Source organism: Streptomyces albidus (ex Kaewkla and Franco 2022), from assembly GCF_013870515.1.
Taxonomy (GTDB): Bacteria; Actinomycetota; Actinomycetes; order Streptomycetales; family Streptomycetaceae; genus Streptomyces; species Streptomyces albidus.
The window spans coordinates 1-11,552 of sequence record NZ_JACBXA010000193.1 but is presented as its reverse complement, the minus strand read 5'-3'; the positions used below and the strand labels follow the sequence as shown (position 1 = coordinate 11,552).

At 70.8% G+C, this 11,552-nt stretch carries 9 protein-coding genes; 5 read left to right on the top strand and 4 right to left on the bottom strand.

Annotation, left to right across the window (positions count from 1 at the left end):
- The 3 genes from H5J26_RS22960 to H5J26_RS22950 all read left to right on the top strand — a co-directional run.
- A partial coding sequence (locus H5J26_RS22960) for a TOMM precursor leader peptide-binding protein (RefSeq protein ID WP_181767838.1) occupies positions 1-2,091 on the top strand: 2,091 nt, incomplete at its 5' end.
- 185 nt (positions 2,092-2,276) lie between these two features.
- Positions 2,277-3,419: a sensor histidine kinase gene (locus tag H5J26_RS22955; protein WP_235980961.1), complete on the top strand. Its 1,143-nt coding sequence runs from the start codon at positions 2,277-2,279 to the stop codon at positions 3,417-3,419.
- Positions 3,420-3,491: 72 nt separating this feature from the next.
- Positions 3,492-4,103: a response regulator transcription factor gene (locus tag H5J26_RS22950; protein ID WP_181767837.1), complete on the top strand. Its 612-nt coding sequence runs from the start codon at positions 3,492-3,494 to the stop codon at positions 4,101-4,103.
- 159 nt (positions 4,104-4,262) lie between these two features.
- On the opposite strand, the gene H5J26_RS22945 is transcribed toward H5J26_RS22950, so the two are convergent.
- Positions 4,263-4,904 (bottom strand): NADH oxidase, encoded by a 642-nt coding sequence (locus H5J26_RS22945; protein ID WP_181767836.1) that lies wholly within the window; start codon positions 4,902-4,904, stop codon positions 4,263-4,265.
- A 377-nt stretch (positions 4,905-5,281) separates the two neighbouring features.
- Here H5J26_RS22945 and H5J26_RS22940 point away from each other — a divergent pair, with 377 nt between their 5' ends.
- Together H5J26_RS22940 and H5J26_RS22935 are read left to right on the top strand one after the other, a co-directional pair.
- Entirely contained in the window at positions 5,282-6,403 is a 1,122-nt protein-coding gene (locus H5J26_RS22940; protein WP_181767835.1) for an AfsA-related hotdog domain-containing protein, read from the top strand.
- A gap of 122 nt (positions 6,404-6,525) precedes the next feature.
- Positions 6,526-9,294 carry an AfsR/SARP family transcriptional regulator gene (locus H5J26_RS22935; RefSeq protein ID WP_181767834.1) on the top strand — a complete coding sequence of 923 codons (2,769 nt, stop codon included), beginning with the start codon at positions 6,526-6,528 and terminating at the stop codon, positions 9,292-9,294.
- A gap of 67 nt (positions 9,295-9,361) precedes the next feature.
- On the opposite strand, the gene H5J26_RS22930 is transcribed toward H5J26_RS22935, so the two are convergent.
- The 3 genes from H5J26_RS22930 to H5J26_RS22920 all read right to left on the bottom strand — a co-directional run.
- Positions 9,362-10,399 (bottom strand): alpha/beta hydrolase, encoded by a 1,038-nt coding sequence (locus tag H5J26_RS22930; RefSeq protein WP_181767833.1) that lies wholly within the window; start codon positions 10,397-10,399, stop codon positions 9,362-9,364.
- 70 nt (positions 10,400-10,469) lie between these two features.
- Complete coding sequence (locus H5J26_RS22925) at positions 10,470-11,165, bottom strand: 4'-phosphopantetheinyl transferase family protein (protein WP_235980959.1); 696 nt, start codon at positions 11,163-11,165, stop codon at positions 10,470-10,472.
- On the bottom strand, positions 11,146-11,552 hold a 407-nt coding region (locus H5J26_RS22920), incomplete at its 5' end, for a 2-oxo acid dehydrogenase subunit E2 (protein ID WP_181767831.1). The genes H5J26_RS22920 and H5J26_RS22925, both read right to left, overlap by 20 nt.

Sequence of the window (11,552 nt, the reverse complement as noted above, 5' to 3'; positions counted from 1 at the left end):
CTGCGCACGCTGATCGGGGCCGGCCTTGTGCGCTTCCACACGCCGCAGCCCGCCCCCGCGCCGGAGACCGACGGCGACCCGGCTCTCAACTCCCGTACCGGCACGGCCGCCGAGGCGTACTGGGACCTGGCCGGGCTGGACGGTGCACGCGCACGGGAGGTCCTGGCGAAGGCCTGCGTGAGCGTCGAGGAACTGGCGGGCGTCGACGGCTCGTCGGTGACCGAGGCCTACCGCGACTCGGGGATCACGGTCGTCGCGAAGGGCTTCGACGCGCCTTTGACCGTCGTCCTGTGCGACGACTACCTCTCGCCGGAGCTGCGTGAGGTCGACGCCGTCCACCGGGCGCAGGGCCAGCCCTGGCTGCTGGCGAAGCTCTCCGGGACCGACCCGTGGGTGGGGCCCGTCTTCCGGCCGGACAGCGGCCCGTGCTGGAACTGCCTGGCCGCTCGGCTGCGCGGCCACCGGCACTCCGAGTGGCCGGTGCAGCGTGCGCTCGGCCTGGACGGCCCCCTCTCGCGCCCGCCCGCTTCCCTGCCGGCGGGCCGTTCCATCGCACTGCACGTCGCGGTCCTGGAGACCGCCAAGTGGCTTGTGGGGATGCGGTATCCGGAGCAGAGCACCGTGCAGACGCTGGACACGCTGCTGCTCCGTGCCCGTGCGCACCCCGTGCAGCAGCTGCCGCAGTGCGAGGGATGCGGTGACCCCGGGCTGGTCGACGCCCGCACCTGGGCTCCTTTCGTACCCGCGTCCCGGCTCAAGGCGTCGCAGGAGGCCAACGGGCACCGGGCGTTGACGCCCGCGCAGATGCTGGAGAAGCACCGCCGTCTCGTCGACCCGGTGACGGGGATCATCAAGGAGATCCGACGGGCGCCGCGCAGCCCCGAGTTCATCGACTGCTTCCTGTCCGGGCCGAACCTGGCCATGGGACCGCACACCCTGGACGGGCTGCGTGCCGGGCTGCGCGCCATCAGCGGCGGCAAGGGCCTCACCGAGACGGAGGCGCGGACAAGCGCGCTGTGCGAGGCGGTCGAGCGCTACAGCGGCACCCGCCACGGGGACGAGTCGGTCGTACGCGAGACCTACCGGGCGCTGGGGGCGGAGGCACTGCACCCCAACGCCTGTCAGCTCTACGACGAACGCCAGTTCCGCAAGCGGGAGTCGTGGAACGCCCGCCGGTCCCCCTTCGAGTACGTCCCCGCCCCTTTCGACGAGGATGCGCCCGTCGACTGGACGCCGGTGTGGTCCCTGACGTCGGGCAGGCACAAGCTCCTGCCGACGTCGCTGCTCTACTACGCGAACCGGGAGAGCCCGCAGGACGCACTGCGCGCGGACTCCAACGGCTGCGCGGCGGGGAGCAGCCCGGAGGACGCGCTCGTGCAGGGGTTCCTGGAGCTGGTCGAGCGGGACGCGGTGGCCCTGTGGTGGTACAACCGCACTCGTCAACCCGCCCTGGACCTCGGCACGTTCGACGAGGAGTACATCGAGCGGCTGCGGATGGGCTACCGGCGCATGCACCGGCGGCTGTGGGCGCTGGACCTCACCTCGGACCTCGGGATTCCCGTGGTGGCGGCCCTGTCCGCCCGTACCGACAAGCCGTCACAGGACATGATCTTCGGCTTCGGGGCGCACTTCGACCCGAGGGTGGCGCTGCGCAGGGCGCTCACGGAGATGGGCCAACTGCTGCCCGCGGTCAGCGAAGTGCGCGCGGACGGCTCCGGGTACGGCATCGACGAGCCGGAGCCGCAGGCCTGGTGGAGGCATGCCACCACCGCCAACCAGCCCTGGGTACGGCCCGATCCGGCTCTGCCGACGCGGTCGCCGGCGAGCTGGCGGTACGTACCCCGGGGCGACCTGCTGGAGGACGTCACCGCCGTCACCGAACTCGTACGCGGAAAGGGCATGGAGCTGCTCGTTCTCGACCAGAGCAGACCGGACCTCGGCCTGCCCGTGGTCAAGGTCCTCGTGCCCGGCCTGCGCCACTTCTGGGCCCGTCTCGGCCCCGGCCGGCTCTACGACGTGCCCGTGGCGCTGGGGAGGCTGAGCGAAGCGACCGCCTACGAGGAGCTGAACCCCATTTCGATGTTCGTCTGAACTCCTCATCTCCCTACGGTCTTTACCCGTTGTCGCATATGCTCCCCCCTGACAGCGCATACATTGGCGATTGCAGAGGCAGTGCAGAAATGGCACTTCAGGACCGGCTCAGCGGTGCTGCTCGGCCGGACGAAGCCGAGAGCGGCGTGCGGCCCGGACGCAGCCGGAATCTTCCGGCTCCGCGGTTGGCCCAGGCCATTCTGCTGGCTGCATTGCTGAGCTATCTGACCATTACGATGCTCAACATTCTCGGCGCCGGACTCGGCCCCGTGAAACTCGCCTGCGCCCTTGTCGGGCTTGCCGCCATTTTCCTGCTCCAGTTGCTGCACTCGGCACCGGGAGCGAACCGCGCCTGCGTATGGCAGAAGTACCTGACATTGATCATTCAGGCACTGATCACTTATCTCCCCATCGTCGTGTTCAGGGCGGCGTGGGGGGCCATGGCGGGATTTCTCGCAGGCTCCCTGCTTCTCCTTTTACCGACGAAGACGGCCTGGATTCTCTACGGGTCCGTGGGCTTCAGCATGCTTCTGCCGCCGCTCCTGGAGGGCCGCTCCGCGCTGGACAGCATCTACCTGTGCCAGTCGACGCTGCTCACCGGTCTCGTCGTCTACGCCCTCTCACGCCTCTCGGAGCTGGTCAGAGAGGTGCACGAGACCCGCGACGAGCTGGCACGGATGGCGGTCACGAAGGAACGTCTGCGATTCGCCCGCGACCTGCACGACCTCCTCGGCTACAGCCTGTCCTCGATCACGCTGAAGAGCGAGCTGATCCACCGTCTGATCCCCACGCATCCGGGCCGGGCAATGGACGAGATCGCGGACGTCCTGACGATCTCCCGCCAGTCGCTCGCGGATGTGCGCCGGGTCGCCAGCGGCTTCCGCGACATGTCGCTGCGTCAGGAGATCGCCTCCGCGCAGTCGGTGCTCAGCGCCGCGGACGTCGTCGTACGTGCCCGGCTCTCACTCGGCTCGCTGAGCAAGCAGGTCGACACGGTGCTCGCCTCCGTGCTGCGCGAGGCGGTCACCAACCTGCTGCGCCACAGCCGGGCTCAGCGGTGCGACATAGAAGGAGTCCAGGAGGACGGCCTGATACGGCTGTCCGTCGCCAACGACGGCGTCGACCCCGCCTACCGGGACCCTTCGCCCTACAGCGGCAGCGGGTTGGGGAACCTGGAGATGCGGCTGCGTGCCGTGGGCGGCAAACTCCGCTCCGGGCGGGGCAAGGACGGGATGTACCGACTGGTGGCTGAGGCCCCCGTCAACGCGGTCAGAAAGCTCGCGGCTCTGGACGTCGAAGGGCTCCCCGCGGAGGGCCCGGCAGCATGACCGTGAACACCGGTCTCAGCACCTCAGGTTGGTAAGATCGCACATCAGAGCGGACACACGGCAGACGGGGGCGTGGTGATTCGAATACTGCTCGCCGAAGACATGCACATGGTCCGCGGAGCGCTCGTGGCGCTGCTCGATCTCGAGGACGACTTCGAGGTCGTCTGCGAACTCGAGCGCGGCGACGAGGTGTTGGCCGCCGCGCAGGAGAAGCAGCCCGACGTCGCCATCATCGACATCGACCTGCCGGGCCTCGACGGTCTGACCGCCGCGTCCCTGCTGCACGAACAGATGCCGCAGTGCAGGACGTTGATCCTCACCAGTCTCGGCCGGCCCGGCACTCTCCGGCGGGCGCTGGCGGCCAGGGTCTCGGGCTATCTCCTCAAGGACGCACCGCCCAAGGAACTCGCCGCCGCCGTGCGGCGCGTGGCCGCCGGCCACCGTGCCGTCGACCCTCAACTGGCCCTGGCCGCATGGGGAGGCACCGAGAGTCCGCTGACCGAGAGGGAGACGGAGGTGCTGCGCCTGGCCGCCGAGGGCGCCGAGGCTCCGGAGATCGCCTCGCTGCTGCACCTCTCGACGGGCACCGTGCGCAACTACCTGACGACCATCGTGACGAAGATGAACGCCCGCAACCGCGTCGACGCGATCCGCATCGCGCGGGAGTCGGGCTGGCTGCTGTGAGCGGCGCAGCCTGACGGGCTGATGCCTTGCCATGCCGTGACGTGCCGTGCACCGGCTCAGCGGCTACCCGTCGCCGTGGCCCGTACAGGGGCGGCTGCCTGTTCCATCTCCACCGCGAGCGTGACGAGCGCACTGCGCGCCGTGCACCGACTCAGCGGCTCAACGGCTACCCGTCGCCGTAGCCCGCACAGGGGCGGCCATTCCCGCGCCGGCCAGGTAGTCCAGGATTCCCTCGGTGACCTTGGCGGGCAGCGGCAGCGCCGATGAGACGTCGTCAGGCGTGATGGGCCAGGCCAGCATGCCGACGACCCAGATGGCCTCGGGCCGGTGCAGCACCACCCGGTGCGGGGAGTCGGGCAGGTCGAGGGCCACTCCGGCCGGTTCGAGCGTGAAGGACACTTCGGCCGGAAGCCGTACCTCGCGCAGCGAGGGAAGCCGCTCCGGCGTGAAGGACGCGCACCGGGAGACGGGTAAGACCGAGAGCAGCGGCCCCTTCAAGTCGTCGAGTCCGAGGGTGCGCACCACCAGATGGGACAGGCGGCTGAGCATCAGCATCAGGAACAGGTAGGCGCTGGGGTCCGCCCCCGAACCGTTCGACCGGATACCGACGTTGAGCAGCAGCACCGGCCCGAGCACCATGCGGCGCAGAGCCTCCCGTACGACGGGCCCGGCACCCTGGACGCTTTCCCTGCCCCAACGTCCCGTCAGGACAAGTTCGTCGTCGCATTGCCCGGGCTCGACGACCACGTCTTCGGACAGCGACCACAGGTGCAGTGTGCAACTGTCGGCCGGAAGCGGCACGGTTGCCTCCCTTTCAAGCCTTTTCAAGCGCAGCGGTACCGGCCAAGTATGCAAGCGCCGCCAAGCGGCGTGACAGCCTTCCGATCATCTGCGCGGGATGAGAATTTCATATCGCACGCTTCGACTTCGGTTGATTTGCAAGGGGTTCTTCGGTGTTTGTGCGGTACGGAGAGGCAGAAATGCCGACAAGGCCGTGGACGGAAGAGACCGAACAGAGAGGGAGCATACGGAAAACGCACCTTTTGCCCCATGATCACAACTGCTTCAGTTTTTCTTCCCCAGTTCTACAGCGGAGTAGGTAAACCTAAGGGCGTATTACGGCGACAAACCCCCACCGGTGGCCGCCGGCCTTCCGGACACTGCCGCAGAGGATTTCGATGAGTATCGTCCCCAGACCCACGGTCCGCCCGCGCTCCTCCGCTGTGCCCGCACCATCGCTTCTCGGGCCGCACCACCTCGTGCACCGTCCGGACACGCCGGAGGGCTTCCTCCTGCAGTCCACTCCGCCGGTACGTCAGCAGTTCGCGTTCTCCGCCGAACTCCCCCAGGACCACCCGCTGTTCTGCGACGGCACGGCCGCCTTCCACGACTTGCTCTTCCCCCTGGAGTCGTTGCGGCAGACCGCCGTCTTCGCCGCACGGCGCTGCTTCCGCATCCCGGGGAACCGCCACATGGTCCTCACGTCCGGCACCACGGACGTCACCGACACCGAGCCCTGGCGGCGCAGGAGCGGCAGCTCCCAGATCGCCCTCGACCTGGGCATCACCCCCATGGACGTGGTCAACGGAGTGCCGCACAGCCTCAGTTGCCGGGCCGCGGTGAGCATCGACGGGCAGCCCTGCGGCACCGCCGAGGCGCGTATCGCCTTCCCCACGCCCCTCGTCTACCGCCACCACTGGAACAAGGGCCGGATGGAGAGCACGACGAGCCTGCCCGGCAACGACGGCGGCAGCTCAGAGGCGAGGATCGTGGTCGAGGGACGGCTGCCGGGGCAGGTGCCCGCGCAGCGCCCGGCGCTGACAGCCCATCGCTCCCCCGCTCCTGAGCGCGTCGGGCGCCGCTCCGCCCGCAACGTGCTGATCGGACTGCCCGTCCAGGCCCCGCAGGAGGAGGGCACCCGGCACGAGAACGAGACGGCGGCCGGGCTCACCTTCCCCGTGGACCTGCCCACGGCCGGCGAGGTGCTGCCTGACGCGACCGACGCCTTCACCACCGCGCTTCTGGTCGAGGCCTCGCGCCAGTCGGCGCTGTTCGCCGCCACCGAGCTGTACGGTTTCGCTCCCGCGCACGCGCTGCTCTCGCACTGGCAGGCATCGTTCCGCGGATTCGCCGAGAAGGGGCTTCCGCTCCTGTGCACGGTCCGTACGGACGTGAAGGACCCGGCCGGCGACCTGCCCCGGGACTCCTCCGGCCGTCCCTACGCGACGCTGATGCTCTCCTTCACCCAGGGCAGCCGACTGGTGTCCGAGGCGTCGGTCCGCGTGCTCCAGGACTGCTGACGGCGCCGGGCGCCAGGGGCCGCGGAAACTGCCGCGCCTGCGCTGCCCGGAGACGGCCGCTGCCGCCCGTCCGCACCGAAATCCCTCCCGCTCACCGGCTGTTGCTCATTGAAGGAGCACCCGTGCGATTCCGCATCCTGGGGCCCGTGCACATGACGCCCCGCACTCCCTCCGCCGCCAAGCCCCGTGCGGTCCTCGCCACGCTGCTGGTGCAGAGCGGCACCGTCGTCTCCGTCCACACGCTGATCGACGAACTGTGGTGCTCGGAGCCGCCGCGGACAGCCGCCACCACGCTTCAGGTGTACGTGTCGCAGCTGCGCAAGGCGCTGCTGCAGGGCGAAGGCGAGGAGCCGCGTGAGCAGGCGCTGCTGACCCGGCCGCCCGGATATCTCATGCGTGTCGGCCCGGACGAGCTGGACCTGAACGTCTTCGAGTCGCTGCGGGCTCAGGGCCGGGAGGCGTACGAGCAGCGCAACTACGCGGAGGCATCGGCTCTGTTGGGCCAGGCACTGGGCCTGTGGACCGGTGCCGCGCTGTCCGGCGTACCGCACGGCCCGATGCTGGAGACGAGTGCCGTGCGGCTCGACGAGCTCCGCACGGAGGTCCTCGAACAGCGGATCTCCGCGGATCTGCGACTGGGCCGCCATCACGAACTGGTCGGCGAGCTGATGGCGTTGGCCCATTCCCACCCGATGCGGGAGACACTGCACGCGCACCTGATGGTGGCGCTGTACCGGTCGGGGCGTCAGTCGGACGCCCTGGCCGCCTATCGCCGCGCACGCCGGGCACTGGTCGACGAGCTCGGAGTCGAACCCGGCCCGGCGCTCAACCGGTTGCAGGAGCGCGTCCTTGCCGCGGACCCCGCGCTGGCCTGGCACGAGGAGCCGAGCAGGGCCGCCCGGCCCGCACCGGCCGCGCCCGCGGAACCCGGCCCCGTGCTGTGGCTCCCGCCGGACGTCGCGAACTTCACCGGCCGACAGGAGCAACTCGCCCTGGGAGCACGGCTGCTGGACGGAGACTCGGCGGTGCCGACGGGTGTCACCGACACCTCCGCCCAGGGCGGTCCGGACAAGTCCCCAATGCCCACAAGGGTGCTCGCCGTCTCCGGCCGGGCAGGGTCGGGAAAGACGACCCTCGCGGTCCATCTCGCGCACGGGGCGGCCGACGGCTTCCCGGACGGGCGGATCCTGCTGAACCTTCGGGACGCGGGAGGGCAGGGCGTCGACCCCGTACGGACGATGGCCACGCTGCTGCGGCGGCTCGGGGCCGCCGACTCCCCCGGTGCCGAATCCGTGCCCGGCGACATAGAGGAGCTGTCGGACCTGCTCCATCGCAGCACCCGTGGGCGCAAGTTGCTCATCGTCATGGACGACGCCGTCTCGGAGGCACAGGTGCGTCCGGTGCTCTCGGCCGTACCCGACAGCACGGTCGTGATCACCAGCAGGCAGGCGCTGGGGGCCCTTGAGGGCGTGCAGCACTTGGTGCTGGACGTGCTGAACCCGCAGGACGCCGAGGACCTGCTCGTCGCCGCCGGCGGTACGCGCATGGCCGAGGAGCCGGCCGCGGTCACGGAGATGGCGAAGCTGTGCGGCTATCTGCCGCTGGCGCTGCGTGTCGCGGCGGCGGGCCTGGCCGCACGCCCGCACTGGAAGGCATCCGAACTCGCCGGGCGGCTGCGCAACGAGCGGACGAGACTGGCGGCGCTGGCGCTGGGCGATCTGGACGTGCGCAGCAGCCTGCTCACGGCGTACCGGGACGTCGGACCGGAGGAGCAACACGCCTTCCGGCTGCTGGCGTTGGCACCGGTGCCGGACTTCGCGCCGTGGAGCGCCGCCGCGCTGCTCGGCACCTCTCCCGCGGAGGCGGAGCAGCTCGCCGAGGAGCTGGTACGGGCGAATCTGCTGGAGGCGCACCGCAGCCCCGCCAGCCGTACTCCCGTGCGCTACGGCTTCCATTCGCTGCTGAGGTCCCTCGCGCTGGAGATGCTCGCCGAGGAGGCCGCACCCGCCGTGGTTCCGGAGGCGACGGAACGGCTGGGACGCGCCTGCCTGGCTCTGGCGCGGCACGCGGACGCCCGGCTGTGCCCCGGCCGGGACCGGCTGGCACAGACCGGGGGCAGCGGAGCCGGGGCCGAGCTCGGAGACGGCTGGACGGACGCGGAAGCGCGGGCCCTGATCGGCGGGTCGCCCCTGTGGTGGTTCCGCGAGGAGGCGGCGGGCCTGCTGGAAGCGGTGCGCAAGACCCACAAGGCCGGGCTGTGGCAGCTCACTTCGGCTCTTGCGTCGGCCGTGAGCGGCTACTACGAGGCGTGCGGCCTGTGGGACGAGTGGGAGACCGGCCATGAGCTGGCACTCGACGCGGCCCGGCAGTCGGGAGACGCACACGCCGAGGCTGTCGTCCTGCGCTCCCTCGGTGATCTGGCGTGGCAGCGCCACCATGCGGCCAGGGCGCTCGACCGCTACCACCTGGCGCAGCACTTCTTCTCCCGCAGCGAGGACGCCGTCGGGGCGGCACGCTGCCTCACGGGTGAGGCCGATGTGCTGCTGGGCCAGGGGCATGCGGACCGCGCGGCGCAGTGCTACGAGCAGGCCTTGAACCTCGGACGGGCGGAGGGCGACGCGCGTGGGGCCATGGAGGCGCTGCGTGGCCTGGCCTTCGTCGAGTTGGTCCACGGGCGTGCCCGGTCGGCCCTCGCGCGGCTGGGTGAGTGCGAGGCCGCGGCGGAACTCGCCGGAGACACACGCTGGCGCGAGTACGCCCGCCGCTCGGCGGAGGTGGCACGCGCGGTCTCCGAAGGCGAGGACGGCGCTGCACACGGCCCGATGCCGCTCGAGGTCCGGCCCGGCGTGTGGCTCGTCCAGCCGCCGTCGGCCGTGCCCAGCGCGGTGTGAAGCTCGGGGCTGGGCGGAGCCGGCACGTGCGGGGAGGGGCGACGGGTGCCGCGTCCCTCCCCTCGCGTCAACTCCCCTTGCGGGCGGTGAACTTCAGGCGCAGGAGTGACGAGAGCAGCCACCGCCGGGTCGCTGCGAGGTGGGCGGGCGAGCCGTGCACGTCGTCGAAGGTCTTGAAGCGCACGTCACCCTGCGCGTGGCGGCCCAGCATTGCGGCGTCGCCGGGCGGGATGATCTCGTCCCGGCTGCTGAGGACGTAGCGGACGGGGATTTGCAGGGCACTCAGTTCGGCAGGGCCGAGGGCGAACTTGCCCAGCAGGGCCCGGAGTTCGCCCTCGTCGCTGACGCCTGTCAGCTCGTGCAGGGTGTCGACGGTGATGCGGGGGACCTGGGGCCACCACTGCGAGTCCGTGAAGAAGTCCGCGATCGGCGCGCCGACCGTGAGCACCCTGCGGATGCGGGGATCCTCGGCGGCCGCGCGCAGCGCGAGGTGGCCGCTGAAGCTGAGGGCCAGCAGGGAGGCGTCGTCCGTGTCCGCGGTGCCGGAGAGGCGGTCGAGCAGGTAGGGCAGCAGGCGCCACGATTCGGGGTGGTAGGCGCAGGTGTTCTCGCCGACTCCGGGAAGCTCGGTGACCACGGCGGCGAAGCCCATGCGCCGAAGCTTCGGCAGCAGCGGCGCCCACTGTTCCTTGACGCTGACGATGCCGCCCATGACCAGCAGCAGCGGCCTGCGCCGCTTCTCGTCCAGTCCGGCGGCCCAGCATGCGACGGTCCCGTCGGGGTGGTCGAACTCCACCCGCTGGATGCCGGTTCCCTCACGCCGCCACTCGTCGAAGGTGGAGACGCAGCGTTGCTGTGCCGCACGCCGGTCGTCGTCGGTGTGGCAGGGGAAGCGGGCGAGTGCGTAGTGGCGGCAGGCGTCCAGGAGGTCTCCGCGCCGGGCCGCGATGTCGCCCTGCGCCGTCCACATCCGCGCCCATGAACGCGGGTCGCCCGGTGTGTCGCAGGAGATGGTCTCCAGGACGTCCTCCGCGTGGGCCGGGCGCATGCCCTGCCCACGAGCGTGCAGCCGTGCGAATTCCTTGAGCTCTTCGAGATGGTTCATGCTCACCGTCGCTCGTCGCAGGTCGTCGGGCAGTGCCGGCCGGGCGCGGCCCAGTGTTCGTCCGTGGCCTTCAGTCCGGGTTGTGTACGGCGGCGGCGGCCACGTAGCGGCAGCCGACGGTGAAGGTGTGGAAGTTCCATTCACGGGGGCCGACCGGGGCGGGCGTGCCGTCGGGCCGGTGCAGCCGCGGCGGTGCGCCGTCGTCCGCGCCGAATCCGAAGTCGGTGAAGCGGGCGCCGAGTCCGATGCCGAGGGCCTTGCTGCAGGCCTCCTTCAGCGTCCACAGCCGGAGCAGCTGAGGGTTCCTCTCCTCGGGCGGCATGGCTTCCACGGCGGCCAGCTCGTGCGGCGTGCACATGTGCCGGCCGAGTCCGGGCCCGTACAGCGGCCGGTCCCCGGCTTCGACGTCCACACCGATCGCTCCGCCCGTCGACAGACCCACCAGGAGGAGGTTCTCGGTGTGGCTGAGGCTGATGTGGATGGCGTCGCAGCCGTGCAGATACGGGCGTCCCGCAGCCGTACGGCCCAACTCCACGTCCAGCGGGCTCACTCCGGCGACCGCTGCCACGGCGTACTTCAGCATCAGCCGTGACGCGGCGAAGCGCTCCCGCAGGAAGGGCAGACGCAGCTTGCGGTACCGCTCCCAGTCGCAGCCCAACAGCGCCCGCAGCCACGGGCCTTCGGCCTCGCGGGGCTGCCAGTCCGCTATGTCCGCGTGCAGCAGTACCGCGGCGTGCCCGTCGAGATCAGCCCGCAGACGGCTCAAGTCCCCTGCGGGTCCTGGGGCCTTGAGCGGTTCGGCGAATCCGCGGACCGGTGACTTCGCCGCGAGAGCCGTCATCGAAGTCCTCCAGGGTGAGTTGGAGATCGCCCAGCACGTCGGCAGCGAGGGCACCGTCGATCACCCGGTGGTCGAAGGTGAGACCCAGGCGCATCAGGGGCGCGGGCACGACACGGCCCGCCCGCACCACGGGCCGGTCCGCGATCTGCCCGGCGCACAGGGTCACCGCGGTCCCGCCCGCGGAGTGGAACCCGTCGACGGGGCGGTGACCGAGCGAGCTGACGGAGACGGTGCCGAAGACGGCCGGCCTCCTGCGCGGTCCCCAAGCCGGAGTTCCTCGTGAACGCGGACGAGGCGCTGGGTGCGGGCGGC

Bases quoted from the DNA above. Each gene is read 5' to 3' on its own strand.
- H5J26_RS22930 (WP_181767833.1), bottom strand. From the start codon at position 10,399: ATGAACCATCTCGAAGAGCTCAAGGAATTCGCACGGCTGCACGCTCGT.
- H5J26_RS22940 (WP_181767835.1), top strand. From the start codon at position 5,282: ATGAGTATCGTCCCCAGACCCACGGTCCGCCCGCGCTCCTCCGCTGTG.